General features: G+C 70.9%; 19 protein-coding genes. 10 read left to right on the forward strand and 9 right to left on the reverse strand.

Features of this window, described 5'->3' with window-relative positions; all coding sequences use genetic code 11:
• Nucleotides 1–2 precede the first annotated feature (2 nt).
• Nucleotides 3–1,109, forward strand: coding sequence for a succinyl-diaminopimelate desuccinylase (dapE, locus tag ACOPJ3_RS07260; protein ID WP_427868531.1), 1,107 nt, complete (start codon nucleotides 3–5; stop codon nucleotides 1,107–1,109).
• A gap of 94 nt (nucleotides 1,110–1,203) precedes the next feature.
• Complete coding sequence (locus ACOPJ3_RS07265; RefSeq protein WP_075201434.1) at nucleotides 1,204–1,374, forward strand: DUF3117 domain-containing protein; 171 nt, start codon at nucleotides 1,204–1,206, stop codon at nucleotides 1,372–1,374.
• Nucleotides 1,375–1,443: 69 nt separating this feature from the next.
• Here ACOPJ3_RS07265 and ACOPJ3_RS07270 read toward each other — a convergent pair whose 3' ends face one another.
• Complete coding sequence (locus ACOPJ3_RS07270; RefSeq protein ID WP_427868532.1) at nucleotides 1,444–2,076, reverse strand: O-methyltransferase; 633 nt, start codon at nucleotides 2,074–2,076, stop codon at nucleotides 1,444–1,446.
• Nucleotides 2,077–2,239: 163 nt separating this feature from the next.
• Here ACOPJ3_RS07270 and ACOPJ3_RS07275 point away from each other — a divergent pair, with 163 nt between their 5' ends.
• The gene (locus ACOPJ3_RS07275) at nucleotides 2,240–2,686 is read left to right on the forward strand and encodes a twin-arginine translocase TatA/TatE family subunit (protein WP_427868533.1); all 447 of its coding nucleotides are present in this window, start codon (nucleotides 2,240–2,242) and stop codon (nucleotides 2,684–2,686) included.
• A 74-nt stretch (nucleotides 2,687–2,760) separates the two neighbouring features.
• On the opposite strand, the gene ACOPJ3_RS07280 is transcribed toward ACOPJ3_RS07275, so the two are convergent.
• From ACOPJ3_RS07280 to ACOPJ3_RS07290, 3 genes are all read right to left on the reverse strand, one after another.
• Nucleotides 2,761–3,849 (reverse strand): P-loop NTPase, encoded by a 1,089-nt coding sequence (locus tag ACOPJ3_RS07280; protein ID WP_427871181.1) that lies wholly within the window; start codon nucleotides 3,847–3,849, stop codon nucleotides 2,761–2,763.
• A gap of 83 nt (nucleotides 3,850–3,932) precedes the next feature.
• Nucleotides 3,933–4,565, reverse strand: coding sequence for a DUF1003 domain-containing protein (locus ACOPJ3_RS07285; RefSeq protein WP_427868534.1), 633 nt, complete (start codon nucleotides 4,563–4,565; stop codon nucleotides 3,933–3,935).
• Complete coding sequence (locus ACOPJ3_RS07290; protein WP_427868535.1) at nucleotides 4,562–5,830, reverse strand: magnesium transporter MgtE N-terminal domain-containing protein; 1,269 nt, start codon at nucleotides 5,828–5,830, stop codon at nucleotides 4,562–4,564. The genes ACOPJ3_RS07285 and ACOPJ3_RS07290 overlap by 4 nt, the downstream gene beginning before the upstream one ends.
• Nucleotides 5,831–5,979: 149 nt before the next feature.
• Between ACOPJ3_RS07290 and ACOPJ3_RS07295 the strand changes: the two genes are divergently transcribed.
• A complete protein-coding gene (locus ACOPJ3_RS07295; RefSeq protein ID WP_427868536.1) occupies nucleotides 5,980–6,489 on the forward strand; it encodes a general stress protein in 510 nt (169 codons plus the stop codon).
• Nucleotides 6,490–6,769: 280 nt separating this feature from the next.
• On the opposite strand, the gene hrpA is transcribed toward ACOPJ3_RS07295, so the two are convergent.
• A complete protein-coding gene (gene hrpA, locus ACOPJ3_RS07300) occupies nucleotides 6,770–10,747 on the reverse strand; it encodes an ATP-dependent RNA helicase HrpA (protein WP_427868537.1) in 3,978 nt (1,325 codons plus the stop codon).
• Nucleotides 10,748–10,911: 164 nt separating this feature from the next.
• Between hrpA and ACOPJ3_RS07305 the strand changes: the two genes are divergently transcribed.
• From ACOPJ3_RS07305 to argG, 3 genes are all read left to right on the forward strand, one after another.
• Nucleotides 10,912–11,748 (forward strand): aldo/keto reductase, encoded by an 837-nt coding sequence (locus ACOPJ3_RS07305; RefSeq protein WP_427871182.1) that lies wholly within the window; start codon nucleotides 10,912–10,914, stop codon nucleotides 11,746–11,748.
• A gap of 10 nt (nucleotides 11,749–11,758) precedes the next feature.
• Nucleotides 11,759–12,751, forward strand: a complete 993-nt coding sequence (locus ACOPJ3_RS07310; protein WP_427868538.1) for a malate dehydrogenase — start codon at nucleotides 11,759–11,761, stop codon at nucleotides 12,749–12,751.
• A gap of 99 nt (nucleotides 12,752–12,850) precedes the next feature.
• Entirely contained in the window at nucleotides 12,851–14,272 is a 1,422-nt protein-coding gene (gene argG, locus ACOPJ3_RS07315) for an argininosuccinate synthase (protein ID WP_427868539.1), read from the forward strand.
• A 61-nt stretch (nucleotides 14,273–14,333) separates the two neighbouring features.
• Here argG and ACOPJ3_RS07320 read toward each other — a convergent pair whose 3' ends face one another.
• Nucleotides 14,334–14,582 carry a WhiB family transcriptional regulator gene (locus tag ACOPJ3_RS07320; protein WP_427868540.1) on the reverse strand — a complete coding sequence of 83 codons (249 nt, stop codon included), beginning with the start codon at nucleotides 14,580–14,582 and terminating at the stop codon, nucleotides 14,334–14,336.
• Nucleotides 14,583–14,775: 193 nt separating this feature from the next.
• On the opposite strand from ACOPJ3_RS07320, the gene ACOPJ3_RS07325 reads away from it, so the two are divergent.
• A complete protein-coding gene (locus tag ACOPJ3_RS07325; protein WP_427868541.1) occupies nucleotides 14,776–15,228 on the forward strand; it encodes a hypothetical protein in 453 nt (150 codons plus the stop codon).
• A 13-nt stretch (nucleotides 15,229–15,241) separates the two neighbouring features.
• Here ACOPJ3_RS07325 and bcp read toward each other — a convergent pair whose 3' ends face one another.
• From bcp to aroA, 3 genes are read right to left on the reverse strand one after another with little or no spacing between them, the layout of a single operon-like run.
• Entirely contained in the window at nucleotides 15,242–15,721 is a 480-nt protein-coding gene (gene bcp, locus ACOPJ3_RS07330) for a thioredoxin-dependent thiol peroxidase (protein WP_427868542.1), read from the reverse strand.
• 19 nt (nucleotides 15,722–15,740) lie between these two features.
• Complete coding sequence (gene rsgA / locus ACOPJ3_RS07335) at nucleotides 15,741–16,799, reverse strand: ribosome small subunit-dependent GTPase A (protein ID WP_427868543.1); 1,059 nt, start codon at nucleotides 16,797–16,799, stop codon at nucleotides 15,741–15,743.
• Complete coding sequence (aroA, locus tag ACOPJ3_RS07340; RefSeq protein WP_427868544.1) at nucleotides 16,796–18,289, reverse strand: 3-phosphoshikimate 1-carboxyvinyltransferase; 1,494 nt, start codon at nucleotides 18,287–18,289, stop codon at nucleotides 16,796–16,798. Before aroA ends, rsgA begins: the two co-directional genes overlap by 4 nt.
• 125 nt (nucleotides 18,290–18,414) lie before the next feature.
• Between aroA and ACOPJ3_RS07345 the strand changes: the two genes are divergently transcribed.
• Both ACOPJ3_RS07345 and ACOPJ3_RS07350 read left to right on the forward strand, forming a co-directional pair.
• A complete protein-coding gene (locus tag ACOPJ3_RS07345; RefSeq protein WP_427868545.1) occupies nucleotides 18,415–19,047 on the forward strand; it encodes a sigma-70 family RNA polymerase sigma factor in 633 nt (210 codons plus the stop codon).
• A complete protein-coding gene (locus tag ACOPJ3_RS07350) occupies nucleotides 19,044–19,292 on the forward strand; it encodes a zf-HC2 domain-containing protein (RefSeq protein WP_427868546.1) in 249 nt (82 codons plus the stop codon). The genes ACOPJ3_RS07345 and ACOPJ3_RS07350 overlap by 4 nt, the downstream gene beginning before the upstream one ends.
• Nucleotides 19,293–19,296 lie beyond the last annotated feature (4 nt).

Consider the following 19,296-nt stretch of genomic DNA (forward strand, 5'->3'; position numbering starts at 1 on the left):
GCGTGAAGAGCAGCCGAGCGCACTCCATCGACCCAGCATCCGGACCAGCAGACCTCACCAGGCAACTCTGCAACATTCCCTCGGTTTCGGGGGATGAGCAGGCCATCGCAGACGCGGTGGAGGCCGTCCTCGCGGCGCGTGCACCGCACCTCCGCGTCGTCAGGGACGGCGACACGATCATCGCCCGCACCGAGTTGGGCCGCGCGCGCCGCGTCGCGATCGCCGGCCACCTCGACACGGTGCCGATCAACGACAACGTTCCCGTGCGCGAGATGCGGGATCCCGACACCGGCGAGGAGCTCATCTGGGGCCGCGGCACGGTCGACATGAAGGCCGGCGTCGCCGTGCAGCTCGCGCTCGCGCTCGAGCTCGACGCGCCCGTGCACGACGTGACCTGGATCTGGTACGACCACGAGGAGGTCGCCTCGGATCTCAGCGGGCTCGGCCGGGCGCTCAGAAACAGCCCCGAACTCTTCGAGGCCGACTTTGCGATCCTCGGCGAGCCGACGAACGGGCGGATCGAGGGCGGCTGCAACGGCACGCTGCGCGCGCGGGTGACGCTGCGCGGCAAACGCGCCCACTCTGCGCGGTCCTGGATGGGCGTGAACGCGATCCACCGCGCCGGGATGGTGCTCGCCGGGCTCTCGGAATACGAGCCTGCGCGGGTCGTCGTCGACGGGCTCGAGTTCCGCGAGGGGCTCAATGCGGTCCGGATCGAGGGCGGCGTCGCAGGCAACGTGATCCCGGATCTCTGCGTGATCGAGGTGAACTACCGCTTCGCCCCGAACAAGTCGGTCGAGCAGGCGGCCGACTTTGTGCGCGACTTCTTCCGCGACGCGGACGCCGTCGACATCGTCGACGCGGCCCCCGGGGCGCGCCCCGGCCTCGATGCCCCGATCGCGCAGGCCTTCTCGGCCGCGGTCGGCGGCGAGCCGAGCGCGAAGGTCGGCTGGACGGACGTGTCTCGCTTCTCGGCCCTCGGGATCCCCGCGGTGAACTTCGGCCCGGGCGACCCGCTGCTCGCGCACGCGGATGACGAGCGGGTGCCCGTGGCGCAGATCGAGGCGAGCTGGAGGGCCCTCCGCGAGTGGCTCAGGGTGAACAATTGATTGATTCATGACGCACTGCGTTGCTTCCGGTTCGCATGTGGCTCACAGGTTCCGATAAAATGGAAAGGAACCATACAAGCTGCGAGGAGGCGTCATGGCTGCGATGAAACCGAGGACCGGGGATGGACCCATGGAGGCGGTGCGCGAAAGCCGACTTATCGTCGTGCGCGTTCCGCTCGAGGGCGGTGGGCGCCTCGTAGTATCGGTCAACGATCAGGAGGCTGCCGAGCTTCGTGACGTCCTCGCGGGAGTGCTCGACGGCTAGTCGATCCCGATCAACGAAACACCCCCGCAGGAACTTTCCTGCGGGGGTGTTCTGCTGTTCGGGGCCGGATCAGCCGTCGAGGCGCACGAGCGTGAGCACGCCGTCGCCGGCGGGGGAGAGCACGGGGCCGATCCCGGGCGCCTCGGCGACGAGGTGCAGGAGGTCGCGCATCGTGCGGGTCTCTTCGTCGCGTGCGGCGGGATCCGGAACCCGGCCGCCAGCGAGCGCGCCGGGGATCACGATGCTGCCGCCCGAGCGCACGATCGAGAGCGCGTACTCGAGGTGGTCGAGCACGCTCGCCGGGTCGGTGTGCAGGAGCACGAGGTCGTAGGCGCCCGTGTTGAGGCGGGGCATGACGTGCTGGGCGTCTCCCTCGATGAGGCGGAGGCGCGAGGCGGGGACGCCCGCCTCCGAGAAGATCGACTTGGCCTCGCGCAGGTGCTCGGGCTCGATCTCGATCGAGGTGAGCGTGGCCTCGGGCACGTGGCGGAGCAGCGAGAGCCCGCTCACGCCGACGCCGGTGCCGACCTCGCAGATGGCCTGTGCCTTGGAGAGTGCGGTGAGGCCGGAGAGCATCGCCCCGACGGAGCGGCTCACGGGCTCGATGCCGAGCTCGAGCGAGAGCCTGCGGGCGCGGTTGATGCCCTCGGTCTCGGTCGGGTACTGCTCCGCGTACTGCCAGTTGCGTTCGAGCCTGCTCACGTTCTCCTCCGGATCCGGGCGCGCGGTGCGCCACCGGTCGGGCGCCGCGCACCCCCTAGCGTAGGGCCGACCGGGCCTCTGGCCCTGCTCCCACGCGCGACACGGCGGGAATAGCGGGCCCGGCGGAGCTTTGGGGTCCCGGCGAGCGCTACGATTGTGCATCATGGGCCTGAACTTCGACAAGATACTGGTGATCCTTGTGATCGCCATATTTTTGCTCGGTCCTGAGCGCCTACCCGTCTACGCGAAGAAGCTGGGCGAGCTCGTGCGGAACATCAAGCGCATGGCTGACGGTGCGAAGGATCGCCTCAAAGACGAGATGGGCCCCGAGTTCGACGAGGTCGACTGGAAGCAGCTCGACCCGCGCCAGTACGATCCGCGCCGGATCATCCGCGACGCCCTCGTCGAGGACGAGCGCGAGGCGCGACTCGAAGCGCGGCGCAAGCGGCAGGCTGACGCCGCCGAGGCGAGACGCGCGAGCACCGCGGCGTTCGCCGCCTCGGAGGGTGCAGCGGCGGATCCGGCGGCGGATCCGGCGGCCGGTGACGGGGGTCCCGCGCCGGATCCCGCGCCCCCGCAGGGCGTCCGCTACGACGACGAGGCCACCTAGCCCGGAGACGCTCTGGTTGTTAGCGATTTCGGGGCTTCGGCGCAGCCGGAGGCCCCGAAATCGCTAACAACCGCCTAGCGGGGCGCGATGCCGAGGGAGCGGCCCGCGAGTCCGCGGCCCTGCGTTGCGATGCGCTCGGCAAGCCCGAGCACGGCGGCGGCCGCGGGATCCGCGGGGGCCGAGAGCACCGCGGGCGATCCCGTGTCCCCGCCCTCGCGGAACGCGGGGCTGAGTGGCACGCTCGCGAGCAGCGGCACCTCCCCGTGCTCCTCGTCGCTCAGGCGCGCGGCCACGAGCGCGCCCCCGCCCGTGCCGAAGAGCTCGAGCACCGAGCCGTCGGGCTGCGCGAGCCCGGCCATGTTCTCGACGACCCCGATCACGCGCTGGCCGGTCTGGCGGGCGACGAGGGCGCTCCGCACGGCGACGTCCGCGGCGGCCTCCTGCGGCGTCGTCACGACGAGCACCTCCGCGTTCGGCAGCAGCTGCCCCACGCTGATCGCGATGTCCCCTGTGCCCGGCGGCAGGTCGAGGAGCAGCACGTCGAGGTCGCCGAACCAGACGTCGCGCAGGAACTGCTCGATCGTGCGGTGCAGCATCGGCCCGCGCCACGACACGGCGGTCGTGCGCGGGTCGGCGTCGCCGAGGAACATCCCGATCGAGATCACCTTCACGCCGTGCGCGACGGGCGGCAGGATCATGTCGCCGACGCGCGTCGGCTGCGCCGTCTCGCCGCCGCGACTGAGCCCCAGGATGCCCGGGATCGAGAACCCGAAGACGTCGGCGTCGACGAGCCCGACCGAGAGGCCCTTCGCCGCGAGGGCGACCGCGAGTCCGGCCGTGAGCGAGGACTTCCCGACCCCGCCCTTGCCGCTCGTCACCGTGATGACGCGCGTCAGCGTGTCGGGCCCGAACTGCGGCGCCCGCGTCCCCTTCTCGCCGCGCACGCGCTCGATGAACGCCGTGCGCTCGGCGGGGGACATGACGCCCACCTCGACCTCGGCGCTCGTGACCCCGGCCGCCGACTCGGCCGCCGCGAGCGTGTCGGCCTCGATCCGGCGCGCCGCGGGGCAGCCGGCGATCGTGAGCAGGATCGACACGCGAGCGGCGCCCGCGCCGTCGACGGTCACCTCGCGCACCATGCCGAGCTCGGTCACGGGTCGCATGATCTCGGGGTCGCGCACCCCGTCGAGGGCTGCCCAGACGGCGCGCTCGGGCGCGTTCGCCCCCGCGCGCGGATCCGCGTCGGTCACTGCTGTCGCCCCCGCGGGCTGTCGGTGCGCGGGCGGTCGGTGCGCGGCTCAGGATCCGGAGCCCGCGCCGGCTCAGGATCCGGACCCGAATCCGGATCCTCGTCCTCCTCCTCGCGCCCCTCCTCGATCTCGGCGAGCAGCGACTTCAGCTCGGCGCGCAGGAACTCCCGGTCAGGCAAGTCCTTGAGGGCGAGGCGCAGCGCCACGACCTCGCGCGCGAGGAACTCGGTGTCGGCGAGGTTCCGCTCGGCGCGCTGCCGGTCCTGCTCGATCTGCACGCGGTCACGGTCGTCCTGCCGGTTCTGCGCGAGCAGGATCATCGGCGCGGCGTAGGAGGCCTGCAGCGAGAGGATGAGGGTGAGGGCCGTGAAGCCGAGCGCCGCCGAGTCGAAGCGGAACTCCTCGGGCCCGAAGGTGTTCCAGGCGAGCCACGCGATACACACGGCGGTGAGGAGCAGCAGGAACCACGGGGTGCCCATGCCGCGGGCGATGCTCTCGGTCCACCTGCCGAAGCGCTCGTTGCCGCTCGGGGCATCGCCCATCGTGCGCGGTGCGCGTACGCTCGGGGCGCGCCCGCCGGTCGAGAGCGGCGCGTCCAGGCCGGGATCCTTGCGCTTGAACCAGCTCATCGCACACCCCCGGGAACCTCGTCGTCCGCGTGCCGCCAGTCGTCGGGCAGCAGGTGGTCGAGCACGTCGTCGACCGTGACGACGCCGACCAGCCGGTTCTGCTCGTCGACGACCGGCATCGCGACGAGGTCGTAGCTCGCGAGCCGGCGCGACACCTCGGCCGCGCTCGCAGTCACCTCGACGGGCTCGATCTCGGGGTCGACGAGCGCGGACAGCCGCTCGTGCGGAGGGAAGCGGAGCATGCGCTGGAAGTGCGCCATGCCGATGTACTCGCCCGTCGGCGTCTCGTATGGCGGGTGCGTGATGTAGACGGCCGAGGCCATCGCGGGCGGGATCTCCGCGCGCCGGATCATCGCGAGCCCCTCGGCGACGCTCGACTCGCCGGAGAGCACGATCGGGGCCGGGCTCATGAGGCCGCCGGCGGTGTCGCTCTCGTACTCGAGCAGGCGCCGCACGTCCTCGGCCTCCTCGGGCTCCATGAGTTCCAGGAGCTCCTCGCCCTTGGCTGCGGGGAGCGCCGAGATCAGGTCGGCGGCGTCGTCCGGCTCCATCCGGTCGAGCACGTCGGCGGTGCGGTCCGCGGGCAGCTGGGCGAGCAGCTCCATCTGGTCGGACTCGCTCATCTCCTCGAGCGCGTCGGCGACGCGGTCGTCGGCGAGCTCGGAGACGACCTCGATCATGCGGGGCCGCGGCAGCTCGAGGAGCGCCTCGGCGAGGTCGGCTGGCTTCAGGTCGACAAGGGTCTGGATCAGGAGCTCCGCCGACTGCGCGGTCTCGCTCGTCGTCGGCATGCGCAGCTCGGACCAGCGCACGATGCGCGAGTCGCCCCGGCTGAACGGGGTCGCGGGCTTCGGGAAGCGCACGAACACCTCGGAGACGAGCCACTCGCCCGAGCGTGCGCGCTCGATCGCGGCGTCCTCGATCCGGCCGGACTGCGGCTGACCCGTCGGGGTCTCCGGGAGCACCTGCACGTCGCGCCCGATCAGCTCGGCAATCATGCGGGTCTCGCCGCCGCGCTGCTCGAAGCGCCTGACATTGATGAGCCCCGTCGTGATGACCTGGCCGGAGCCGATCGAGGTGACCCTGCCGATCGGCACGAACACGCGACGTTTGCCCGGGATCTCGACGATCAGGCCAACGACGCGCGGCGCGCTCGCTGCCCGAAAAACGACGAGTACGTCGCGGACCTTGCCGATCCGGTCGCCGACCGGATCGAATACCCCCCGGCCGGCGAGACGGCCGACAAAAACCCTCGAAGTGCTCACGCACCTAAACTACCGTCCCTTGCCCGAGAAGTGGGGCGCAGGGTGCGGCCGGCTCCCTGCGGCGCGCCGGATGCGCCGGATCGCGGCGGCCCGCGCTTCGCGTGTCGCGAACGCCCGCAACTTGCAGCGTGACGTGGGAGAATCGAAGCATGACCACACCAGGCCCCGTCCCCTCGAACCGCGCCCCGATGATGCCGGAGCTGCCGAAGGGCGAGATCGTCTCCACCTACGACCGCTACGAGGACGCGAAGCACGCCGTTGACGTGCTCGCGCGGGCCGGCTACCCGGTGCAGCAGATCAGCATCGTCGGCAACGAGCTCCGCAGCGTGGAGCGCGTCACGGGGCGCCTGACCTACGGCCGCGTCGCACTCATGGGTGCGCTTTCCGGCGCCTACCTGGGCCTCTTCCTCGGCCTGCTGCTTTTCATCTTCCAGCCGGACAACACGGCGATCCTCGGAGTGTTCATCGCGGCCGTCGTGATCGGCGCCGGCTTCGGCATGCTCTTCGGCGTGCTCTCCTACGCGCTCAACCGCAACCGCCGCGACTTCTCCTCGGTGATGCAGATGGTCGCGGGGCGCTACGACCTCGTGACGGAGCCCGAGCTCGTGCACGAGGCGCGCCGGATCCTCGTCGACTCGGCGAACAAGAGCGCGAACTAGGCGAGCTACTTGGGGTGCGAGCGCCTGGCTGCGCCTGCGCTCGCTGGGAGTTCTGCGCTCACAGGGGCTGTCTGCCCAAATTCTTGAAGTTGGGTGCAGATTTCCTGCTGAGCGCTAAGGGTCGGCACGGTGCGCTGGCGCAGGGTGCTGTGGGGGAGCGCTGCCTACCTGCGCTCGTTGGGAGTTCTGCGCTCACAGGGGCTGTCTGCCCAAATTCTTGAAGTTGGGTGCAGTTCTCTGGCTGAGTGCAAAGGGTTGACACTGTGCCTGGGAGCGAAACCTAGCCCGAGCGCTCGCGCAGCGTCTTCTGGATCCGCTGCAGCGACACCGACTCGGCGGCGCGCAGCTGCTGCGCGAAGAGGCTGACCCGCAGCTCCTCGATCTGCCAGCGCGCCCGCGTGAGGAACTCGGGCGCGGGATCCGGCAGCGGGATCGCGCCGCCGGCCTCGGCGTAGAGCGCGAGCGCGCGGTCGATCTCGTTCTGCCAGGCGCGGTCGCGCCCCGGCTGCTCGGCGAGGCCGCGCATCCGCACGGCGATCGCCTCGAGGTAGACGGGCAGCCGCTCGAGCCGCTCGATCCCGGTCCGCGAGACGAAGCCCTCGAACACGAGCCCGTCGAGCTGCTTCGCCGCGTCGGCGACCTGGCTGAGCACCTGGATCGACTTCGCCGCGTCGATTGCCTTGCGGGCGAGGCGGGCGCCGTCGAGCACGCGCGCCGTGAGCGCGATCGCGCCGTAGATCTCGTCGATGAGGGATCGCGCGTAGTCGTCCGTGATGGCCTGGAAGACGTCCGCGCTCCAGACGAGCCCGTCGGGCGCGTGGCGCCGGATCACCCGGTCGGCCACGGCGAGCGAGACGTCGGCGATCGCCTGGTCGAGGGTGCGATACGGACCCGCACCGAGCAGCAGCTTCTCCTGGTTGGAGAGGTGATCCCTGACGTAGCTCGCGGGCGAGGGGGAGCTCAGCGCGACGAGGCGCCGTATCCCGCGCCGCGACAGCCTGGTCTGCTCGGCGGCGTCGGCGACGAGCCGCAGGTCGACGCCCGTGCGACGGTCAACGATCGCGGGGTAGGCGCGCACGACGCCGGCCCCCGCGCCGCCGCGGCCCTTCGCGTACGCCGAGTCGACGTGCCGGGGCAGCTCGCCGAAGTCCCAGCTCGTGGCGCCGGTACGCTCCAGCTCGCTCTTCGGCAGCGCGGCCTGGGCGACGCGGGCCACGCCCGCGGTCGCCTGCTCCCGGTGCGCGCGCTGCAGCTCGCCGAGGTTCTTCCCCGAGCCGACCGTGCGGCCGCGGCCGTCGACCACGCGGAACGTCGGCGTGAGGTGCGCGGGCAGCCGCTCCGGATCGAAGTCGCTCGCCGAGACGACGACGCTCGTGCGGCGCCGGATCTCGTCGGCGAGGAGCTGCGCGAGCGAGGCGGGCTCGGCGGCGCCCCCGGCGCCCGCAGCGCCGGCCGCGTCGAGCTTCGGCCCGACGGCAGCGAGCAGCGTGCGCGCCCAGTCGGCGGCGGGCACGACGTGCTTCCGGATCGCCTTCGGCAGCGTCTTGATGAGCGCCGTCACGAGCTCCTGCCTGAGGCCGGGCACGAGCTTTTCGAAGTCGGTGCTGTCGAGGCGTGGCAGGAGGGGGAGCGGCACGTTCACGGTGACGCCGTCGTCCTCTGCGGTGGGGTCGAAGCGGTAGCGCAGCCGCAGCGTCTGGTCGCCGTGGCGCCACTCCCGCGGGTACTCCGTCTCGTCGACCGGCTCGGCCTCGTCCTCGACGAGGTCCTCGCGGCGCAGGTGCAGGAACTTCGGATCCCGCTTCTGCTTCTCCTTCCACCAGCCCTCGAAGCTGCGGGTGGAGAACACGTCGGCCGGGATCCGCGCGTCGTAGAACTCGGTGATCGTCTCGTCGTCGCTCACGATGTCGCGGCGGCGCGTGCGCTCCTCGAGCTGTTCGAGCTCGCGGCGCAGCTGGCGGTTGGCGCGGTCGAAGGCCTGGGGGGAGTCCCAGTCGCCCTCGACGAGCGCGTGCCGGATGAAGAGCTCGCGCGCGTGCTCGGGATCGGTGCGGGAGAGCTGCACCCGCCGCCCGGTCACGATCGGCACGCCGAACAGGGTCACCCGCTCGATCGCGACGGCGGCGCCCTGCGACTTCTCCCAGTGCGGCTCGCCGATCTGGCGTTTCGCGAGCGGACCTGCGAGCTCCTCGGCCCACGCCGGATCGACGACGGCGTTCGAGCGCGCGAAGAGGCGCGAGGTCTCGACGAGCTCGACGCTCATGACGACCTCGGGCGGCTTCTTCGCGAGCACGGAGCCCGGGTACAGCACGAAGCGCGTGCCGCGGGATCCCACGAACTCTTGCGCCGGCTTGCGCTTGCCAGCCCCCGCGACGTTCCTGCCCTGCGGCACGCGGCGGTCCTGGCGGTCGTCGCGCACGCCGAGCTGCGAGAGCAGGCCTGCGAGGATCGAGCGGTGGATGAGCTCGGAGGCGGAGCCGGCGGCGGATCCGGATCCGGATCCGGATCCGGATCCTGAGCCTGCTGCCGGGCCAGATCGTGACCCGTCGCCGCGCTTGGCGCGCGAGAGCTGGCGATACAGGTCCATCCACTCGCGCACGCGCAGGAAGTTCAGGTACTCGGCCTTGCACATGCGCCGGAACGCGCTCGACGACCGCTCGCGCTGCTGCTCCTGCAGGTAGTTCCAGAGGTTGAGCAGGGTCATGAGGTCGCCCTGCGGGTCGGCGAAGCGGGCGTGCAACTCGTCGGCGCGGCCGCGCTCCGCCTGCGGGCGCTCCCGGACGTCCTGGATCGTGAGTCCCGCGACGATCGCGAGCACCTCGTCGACCACACCGTGCCTGCGCGCCTCGACGACCATGCGGGCGAAGCGCGGCTCGATCGGGAGCCGTGAGAGCTCGCGCCCGATCTTCGTGATGCGGTGGTTCGCGCGGGCGCCCTTGCCCTCGGTGCGCACGGCCCCGAGCTCCGAGAGCAGACCGAGGCCGTCGGCGATCCCGCGCTGATCGGGGGGAGTGAGGAACGGGAAGCGGGCGATGTCGCCGAGGCCGAGTGCGAGCATCTGGAGGATCACGGAGGCGAGCCCCGTGCGCCTGATCTCGGGTTCCGTGAACTCGGGGCGGCCCTCGAAGTCCTCCTCGCTGTAGAGGCGGATCGCGATGCCGGGGCTCGTGCGGCCCGAGCGGCCCGAGCGCTGGTTGGCGCTCGCCTGCGAGACGGGCTCGATCGGGAGGCGCTGCACCTTGCTCCTGGCGCTGTAGCGCGAGATCCGCGCGGTGCCGGCGTCGACGACGTAGCGGATGCCCGGCACGGTCAGCGAGGTCTCGGCGACGTTCGTCGCGAGCACGATGCGCCGCACGCCGGGTGCGCCGCGCTCGAAGACGCGATGCTGCTCGGCCGCGGTGAGCCTGCCGTACAGCGGCAGGATCTCGGTGCGCGCGGCTCGGGATCGCGCCGATCCCGAGCGCATGCGGCCGCCGAGCGCGTCTGCGGCGTCCCGGATCTCTGCCTCGCCGGAGAGGAACACGAGCACGTCGCCGGGCTCCTCGCGCGAGAGCTCGTCGACGGCGTCGCCGATCGCGTCGAAGAGGTCCCGCTCCTCCGTGCGGACCTTGGGTGGGCCGCCCTTCGGATCCGGCACCTCGGTCTTCGTGACGAGCGGCCGGTAGCGGAGCTCGACCGGGTAGGTGCGGCCGGACACCTCGATCACGGGCGCGGGCTCGCCGGTCTTCACGTCGGCGAAGTGCCGCGCGAACGACTCGGGATCGATCGTGGCCGAGGTGATGATGACCTTGAGGTCGGGCCGGCGGGGGAGCAGCGTCTTCAGGTAGCCGAGCAGGAAGTCGATGTTGAGGCTGCGCTCGTGCGCCTCGTCGATGATGATCGTGTCGTAGTCGCGGAGGTCGCGATCCCGGTGGATCGCATTCAGCAGGATGCCGTCCGTCATGAGCCGGATCTTCGTGTCCTTGGAGACGCGGTCGGTGAAGCGCACCTGGTAGCCCACGAGACCGCCGAGCTCCGAGCCGAGCTCCTCGGCGATGCGCTCCGCGATCGTGCGCGCGGCGATCCGGCGCGGCTGGGTGTGCGCGATGCGCTCGCGGCCGAGCCCGAGCGCGATCTTGGGGAGCTGCGTCGTCTTGCCCGAGCCGGTCTCGCCCGCGACGATCACGACCTGATGATCCCTGATCGCGGCCTCGATCTCGCCGCGCATGTGGGAGACGGGAAGCTGCTCGTTGAGCTCGATGCGTGGCGATGTCGACATAACTCCACCATTATTCCAGCCGCGGGGGTGCTCGTCCCCGTGGCATCGCGTGACCGTTCCCCGAGAGTTCACTCCGACTTGGGCATGTCCATACAAAGCTGGGACATAGAATGACTGCACAGCTGGCGGCCCACTGGCCCCGATCCATCGACGGAAGGAAGCGCATGACCGCTCTCGACATTCCCACGATCGAACTCAACGACGGGGCCAAGATCCCCCAGCTCGGGCTCGGGGTCTACCTCGTGGAGCCCGGCGACACCGAGCGGGTCGTCTCCGAGGCGCTCGAGGCGGGGTACCGCCACATCGACACCGCCATGATCTACGAGAACGAGCGTGAGGTCGGCAAGGCGATCGCCGCGAGCGGGATCCCGCGCGACGAGCTCTTCGTCACGACCAAGCTGTGGAACACGGATCAGACGCGCGCGCCCGAGGCATTCGCGGAGAGCCTCGACAAGCTCGGGCTCGAGCGCGTCGACCTCTACCTCATCCACTGGCCGCAGGCGATGTTCGGCGAGGCGCTCGGCGCCTGGCGCGAGCTCATCAAGATCCGGGAGTCCGGCCGCGCGACCTCGATCGGCGTCTCGAACTTCGAGATCGAGGACCTGCAGCAGATCATCGACGAGACGGGCGTCGTGCCCGCCGCGAACCAGATCGAGCTGCACCCGCTGCACCAGCGCCGCGAGCTCACCGGCTTCTGCCGGGAGCAGGGCATCGCGATCGAGGCGTGGGGGCCGCTCGCCCAGGGCAAGTCCGACTTGCTGACCAGGCCCGAGGTCATCGCCGCGGCCGAGGCGCACGGCAAGTCGCCCGCGCAGGTGCTGCTTCGCTGGCACGTGCAGCAGGGGCGCATCATCTTCCCGAAGACGACGAAGCGCGAGCGTCTCGCCGAGAACGCCGACATCTTCGACTTCGCGCTGACGGACGTCGAGATGGCCGCGATCGACGCCTACGAGGTCGGCACGAACCTCGGGCCGGATCCGCGCACCTTCGACGTTCGCTAGGGGGCTCAGCATGGCGAAACCACCGATCACCATCACGCTCACGGGCGCCGGCGGGCAGATCGGCTACTCCGCGCTGTTCCGGATCGCGGCCGGCGACATGCTCGGGCCTGATCAGCCCGTCAAACTGCGACTGCTCGAGATCCCGCAGGGGATGAAGTCGGCCGAGGGTGCGGCGATGGAACTCACGGACTGCGCGTTCCCCCTCCTTGCGGGCGTGGAACTGAGCGACGACCCGGTCGTGGGCTTCGACGGCGCGAACATCGCGCTGCTCGTCGGCTCGCGGCCGCGCGGGCCCGGCATGGAGCGAGGAGACCTGCTCGCCGCGAACGGGGCGATCTTCGGGCCGCAGGGCGAGGCGATCGCCGCGAGCGCGGCCGCGGACGTGCGGGTCGCGGTGGTCGGCAACCCGGCCAACACGAACGCGCTCATCGCGCAGCAGCACGCCGCGGGCGTGCCGGCCAATCGCTTCACGGCGCTCACGCGGCTCGACCACAACCGCGCCGTGGGCCTCCTGGCCGCCGAGGCCGGCGCCGCGGTCTCCGCGATCGCCGGCGTCACGATCTGGGGAAACCACTCAGCGACGCAGGTCCCGGATCTCAGCCACGCGACGATCGACGGTCGTCCGGCGTTCGAAGTGGTCGATCGCGAGTGGGCGCGCGGCGCCTTCGCCGAGCGCGTCGCGAAGCGCGGCGCCGAAATCATCGAGGTGCGCGGCGGCTCGTCCGTGGCGTCGGCCGCGAACGCGGCGATCGAGCACGTGCGCGACTGGCTACTCGGCACGGATCCCGCAGGCGACTGGACGAGCGCGGCCGTGGTGTCGTGCGGGGAGTACGGGGTGCCCGAGGGGCTGATCTCGTCGTTCCCGGTGCGCTCGGCGGGAGGCCAGTGGCAGATCGTCGGGGGGCTCGACGTCGACGCGTTCTCGCGATCCCGCATCGACGCGTCCGTCGCGGAGCTCGCCGCCGAGCGCGAGGCAGTGCGCGAGCTCGGGCTGATCCGGTAGCGATCGGGGCGGGCTTCGGCTCGGATCCGGCCGGGATCCGGTCGGGATCCGAGCCGCCGCGGTACGGGGGAGTGCCGCGCGCGCCCTAGGATAGAAAGCATGTCCAAGGTTCTTTCATCACTTCCCGTGGGCGAGCGCGTCGGCATCGCCTTCTCCGGCGGCCTCGACACCTCCTGCGCGGTCGCGTGGATGCGCGAGAAGGGCGCCGTGCCCTGCACCTACACGGCAGACATCGGCCAGTACGACGAGCCCGACATCGACGGGGTCGCCGACCGCGCCAAGGACTACGGCGCCGAGATCGCGCGCCACGTCGACGCGAAGCGCGCGCTCGTCGAGGAGGGCTTCGTCGCCCTGCAGACGGGCGCCTTCAACGTGCGCTCCGGCGGCAAGACCTACTTCAACACGACGCCGCTCGGCCGTGCCGTCACGGGCACGCTGCTCGTGCGCGCCATGAAGGAGGACGGCGTCGACATCTGGGGCGACGGCTCCACCTACAAGGGCAACGACATCGAGCGGTTCTACCGCTACGGGCTCATGGCGAACCCGTCGCTGCGGATCTACAAGCCGTGGCTCGACAAGCAGTTCGTCGAGGAACTCGGTGGCCGGCACGAGATGAGCGAGTGGCTCGTCGAGCACGGCTACCCCTACCGCGACGCGACGGAGAAGGCATACTCGACCGACGCGAACATCTGGGGCGCGACTCACGAGGCGAAGAAGCTCGAGTTCCTCGACGCCGGCCTCGACATCGTCGAGCCGATCATGGGAGTCGCCGCGTGGCGCGACGACGTCGAGGTCGCGACCGAGGAGGTGTCTGTGCGCTTCGAGGCGGGCCGCCCCGTCGCGATCAACGGCGTCGAGTTCGACGATCCGGTGGCGCTCGTATTCGAGGCGAACGCGATCGGCGGCCGTCACGGCCTCGGCGTCTCCGACCAGATCGAGAACCGCATCATCGAGGCGAAGTCGCGCGGCATCTACGAGGCCCCCGGCATGGCGCTCCTCCACATCACCTACGAGCGGCTCGTCAACGCGATCCACAACGAGGACACGCTCGCGAGCTACCACACCGACGGCCGCCGCCTCGGCCGCCTCATGTACGAGGGCCGCTGGCTCGACCCGCAGTCGCTCATGCTGCGCGAGGCGCTGCAGCGCTGGGTCGGCTCGGCCATCACCGGCGAGGTCACGCTGCGCCTGCGCCGCGGCGACGACTACACGATCCTGAACACCGAGGGCCCGAACCTCAGCTACCACCCCGAGAAGCTCTCGATGGAGCGCACGGTCGGCGCGGCCTTCGGGCCCGAGGACCGGATCGGCCAGCTCACGATGCGCAACCTGGACATCGCGGATTCGCGCTCCCGCCTCGAGCAGTACGCGCAGCTCGGCCTCGTCGGCGGCGCGACCGCCGAGCTCGTGGGCGAGCTCGAGAAGGGCGGGGCCGAGGAGATCGCCGAGGCGGTCACGGGCATCAACGAGGACGCGGACGAGCTCGGCCTCTCGGCCGCCTTCGACACCGGCACCGACTAACCCCGTACAGCACGCGAAAGGGGCCCGGGAGATTACTCTCCCGGGCCCCTTTCGGCGTTACTTAGGACGCGCGGCGTGCGCGTGCTGCGCGGCGCTTGAGCGCGCGGCGCTCGTCCTCGCTGAGGCCGCCCCAGACGCCCGAATCCTGGCCCGTGTCCATGGCGTACTGCAGGCACATCTCGGTCACGGTGCAGCGCGCGCACACCGCCTTCGCGCGCTCAATCTGCTCAACCGCCGGGCCGGTGTTGCCGACCGGGAAGAAAAGCTCGGGGTCAACGGTGAGGCAAGCAGCCTTCTCGCGCCAATCCATGGGGTCCTCCTTGTTACTTCGCACGCACGCGGAGCAACCTGAGGCCGGATGGCCTAGAACTCGCGCCGTGATCACCTGAAACGTGGCTGAGAGTGCTCACGTCGGTGTGCGCGAATCTCGACGGGTTATATAGTTTCACGGTTGTAGTCGCAAATCAATAGGTTTTTCGAAATCCTCTGGAAAGATAGTGGAAATGGACTCGACACCTGCAGATCATCCGCGCTCGCAGCTCGCGTGGCGCATCCTTCGACTCGTGTTGGCGCTCGAGACCCTCGGCGGCGCGTATCTCCTGGTGAGCGTGGTGCGGGGATTCTTCGCCGCGGGCGACGATCCCGTCGGCGCGAAGGTGAGCCTGCTGCTCGCCGTCGTCTTCGCGTTCGGTTGGCTGCTCATCACCTGCGTCGCCGCCTTCCGCTCCCGCGCGAGCTGGGTGCGCGGATCCGCGCTCACGATCCACGTGCTCATGTTCGCGGCAGCGACGGGCGTGCTCCAGGGCCTGCTCGGCCCGCTGTTCGGGCTCGGCCTCGCACTCCTCGTGCTCTCGCTCATCGGCTTCATCGCGGCGATCGTCGCCCGCCCCGACCTGCAGGAGACCCCTGAGGACGACGAGGCCGACGACGCGGCAGGGCCCGGCGCGCGAACGTAGCGCTCAGGCGCGCCTACGCGCCGATCCCGAGCAGCTTCCGCACGCGGGCGACGTGCCCCGTCGCCTTGATGTTGTAGAGGGCCTCCGCGATCCGGCCCTCCTCGTCGACGACGAAGGTCGACCGGATGACGCCCTCGACGATGCGGCCGTAGCTGTTCTTCTCGCCGAACGCGCCGTAGGCGACGTGTACCGCGGTGTCCGGATCGCTGAGCAGCGGGTACTCGAGGTGATCCCTCTCGGCGAAGCGCTTGAGCTTGTCTACCGCGTCGCGGGAGATGCCGAGCACGCGGTAGCCGGCCGCCGCGAGCGGTGCCGTCGACTCCTGGAACTCGCACGCCTCCTTCGTGCAGGCCGGGGTCATGGCCTGCGGATAGAAGAAGATGACGACCTTCTCGCCCCGGTAGTCCGAGAGCTTTCGCACGACGCCATCCTGGTCGGGGAGGGCGAATTCGGGGGCGGGCTGGCCAGCTTCGAGAATGATCCGATCAGTCATGCTCCCAGCCTAGCGAGGCCTACTTGAGGAGTCGGCGAAGGGACTCGACCCGTGCGGCGCCCGCCGCGTCGAGCCGGCCGTCCGCGATCGCGGCATCCAGCTCGCAATCGGGGGAATCCTCCTGATGGGTGCAGCCGCGGGGGCAGCCGTCGATGATCTCGGCGAGGTCGGTGAAGCCGCGCAGGATCCCCTCGGCCGTGACGTGCCCGAGCCCGAACGAGCGCACGCCCGGCGTGTCGATCACCCAGCCGGTCTCGCCGCCCGCGCAGCCCGGGGTCGACGCGCGCAGCGCGACCGACGACGACGAGGTGTGCCTGCCGCGCCCCGTCACCTCGTTCACATGCCCGGTCGCGCGCCCCGCCTCGGGAACGAGCGCGTTGATGAGCGTCGACTTGCCGACGCCCGAGTGCCCCACGAACACGGTCGTCTTGCCCGCGAGCGCCTCACGGATCTCCGCGAGCGGCTCGGATCCGCGCGCCGACCGGAACACGGGCACCTCGAGCGCCGAGAAGTGCGCGAGGAACGGCTCTGGATCCTCGAGGTCCGTCTTCGTGATGCAGATGAGCGGCTGGATCCCGGCGTCGTACGCGGCGACGAGGTAGCGATCGACGAGCCGGACGCGCGGCTCGGGGTTCGCCGCAGCGACGACGATGAGCATCTGGTCGGCGTTCGCCACCATGACCCGCTCCACCCGGTCACTGTCGTCGGCGCTCCTCCTCAGCAGTGTGCGGCGCTCCTCGATCCCGACGATGCGGGCGAGCGAGCCCTCGTCGCCGCTCGTATCGCCGACGAGCTGCGCCCGGTCCCCGATCACGATCGCGGTGCGCCGGAGCTCGCGCGCCCGCGCCGCGGTGACCTGGCGCTCGGCCGGATCGTCCGGATCCGCGCCGGCCCCGATCAGCGCGGCGTACCGGCCGCGGTCGACCGCCGTGACCATGCCGATCACGGCGTCTGCGTGCTCCGGACGCCGCTTCGTGCGCGGCCGATTCGCCTTCGGGTTCGGCCGCTGGCGCACCTGGTGGTCGGCGTACTCGCCGTAGGGGACGTCTTCGTCGTCGTCGGGGAGGAGCCAGCTCACGCGAGCCCAAACCCTTCGCCTGCGCCGCCGGTGAGGCCCGAGCCGCCGATCAGACCGGGAATCTGGATGGAGCCGCCGATCGGGGCGGCGGGATCCTGAGCCGACGGATCTTGCGGCGGCGCGATCCCGAGCATGCGGTGCCAGAGCGCGGGGAACTGGGGGAGCGTCTTCGAGGTGCTGGCGATGTCCTCGACCTCGACGCCGGGCACGCGCAGCCCGACGAGCGCGCCAGTCGTAGCCATGCGGTGGTCGGCGTAGCTGCCCCAGCGGCCGCCCGTGAGCTGGGCCGGCCGGATCGCGATCCCGTCCGGCAGCTCCTCGGCGTCTCCGCCGAGAGCCCGGATCTCGGCGACGAGCGCCGCGATGCGGTCGGTCTCGTGATGCCTGATGTGCCCGATCCCGGTGATCTCGCTCGCCTCGCCGCCGAGCGCGGCGATCGCGGCGAGGCCGACGAGCGTCGGCGCGAGCTCGCCCGCCTCGGGCACGTGCAGGCGCACGCCGCGCACGCTGCCGGATCCGGACACCGTGAGCTCGCCGGCCGGCGTCAGCGCGACCTCGGCGCCGAACTCCGGCAGCAGGGCCCGCAGCGAGTCGCCCACCTGGGTCGTCTCCGCCGGCCAGTTCGGGATCGTGACCCGCCCGCCGGCCGCGACAGCCGCCGCGAGGAACGGGGCGGCGTTCGACAGATCCGGCTCGATCGTCTCATCGCGCGCCGCGATGGGGCCGGGCGCGACCCGCCACTCGCCGGGGGCGGGCGACGTCGCGTCGACGCCGCGCGCCCGCAGCGCCGCGAGGGTCATCTCGATGTGGGGTACGCTCGGCAGCCGGTCGCCCGTGTGGACGACGTGGACGCCCTCGTCGAAGCGCGGGCCAGCGAGCAGCAGCGCGGACACGAACTGGCTCGAGAGCGACGCGTCGATCTCCACGCGCCCGCCCTGCAGCGAGCCGCGGCCGTGCACCGTGAACGGGAGCGCGCCGCGCCCCTCGTCGGCGATGTCCGCGCCGAGCGCGCGGAGCGCGTCGAGCAGGGGGCGCATGGGGCGCTTCCGGGCGTACGGGTCGCCGTCGAAGGCGACGGGGCCGAGCGCGAGCGCCGCGACGGGCGGCACGAAGCGCATGACCGTGCCGGCGAGGCCGCAGCCGATGCTGGTGGAGCCCGTGAGCTCCTCCGCTGGCGTGATCCGCAGGTCGCCGCCGAACTCGCCGCCGCCGGGAAGCTCCTCGATCCCGGTGCCGAGCGCGCGCAACGCGTCGATCATGAGTGCCGAGTCGCGCGAGTGGAGCGGTGCGCGCAGCGTGCCGGGCCCCTCGGCGAGCGCCGAGAGCAGCAGCTCCCGCCCGGTCAGTGACTTCGAGCCGGGGAGCGCGACGCGCGCCTCGATCGCGGCCGCCGCCGTCGGCGCAGGCCAGAGCTCATCGACGCCTCCGGTGCCCTCTTCGGAGCGCATTCCGTCGTCGTCCTTGCCCGAGTTCATCTTTGCGATCAGCATCGGCTCCGAGTCTACCGGCAGCCCCTGACATCCAGGCCCGCGTCGGGATCCGGAGCGCCGGACCGAGTCGGATCCCGGACCGCCATCGCAGGGAGAGGGGAGGGGCCTCGGATAGGATCGAGGGCGTGAGTGATACCGCGGAACAGGAAAAGCTCGAGCAGCGCTTCACGGATGAGGCGTTGCCGATGCTCGATCAGCTGTACGGCGCCGCGATGAAGATGACGCGAAATCCGCAGGATGCGCAGGACCTCGTCCAGGAGACCTTCCTCAAGGCCTACTCGGCGTTTTCCTCGTTCCAGGAGGGCACGAACCTCAAGGCGTGGCTGTACCGGATCATGACGAACAGCTACATCAACACGTATCGCAAGAAGCAGCGCGAGCCCTACCTCGGCGTCGTCGAGGAACTCGAGGACTGGCAGCTCGGGGGAGCAGAGTCGACGACCGCGATGTCGGCCAAGTCCGCCGAGGCCGAGGCGATCGACCGGACCCCGGACACCGTGGTCACGCAGGCGCTCAACGAGCTGCCGGAGGACTTCCGCATGGCCGTGTACCTCGCCGATGTCGAGGGATTCAGCTACCAGGAGATCGCGGACATCGCAGAGGTCCCGATCGGCACCGTCATGAGCCGTCTGCACCGGGGCAGGGCGCGGCTCCGCAAGTCACTCGGGGAATACGCCGGCGAGCAGGGCGTTGGACTCGGTAAGAACGATAAGCAAACGGCCAGGAAAGACTCGGCTGCGAAGGGAGACGCGCGATGAGCGACTGCGGTTGCGACAAGGCGAAGGCCAATCTCTACGAGCTGCTGCGCGGCGAGCTGTGCGCGGAGGAGTCGGCCCCGATCCGGGATCACATCGCCGAGTGCGAGGGGTGCCAGGACGAGCAGAACGTCTGCATCCAGCTCACGAGCGTGGTGAAGCGCGCGTGCGAGGAAGAGCGGGTGACGAACTGCCCGCCGAGCGAGCTGCGCGACGCGATCCTGCGCGGCCTGCGCGCGAGCGTCTAGCCCG

The organism is Leucobacter luti, assembly GCF_050310065.1.
Taxonomy (GTDB): Bacteria; Actinomycetota; Actinomycetes; order Actinomycetales; family Microbacteriaceae; genus Leucobacter; species Leucobacter luti_B.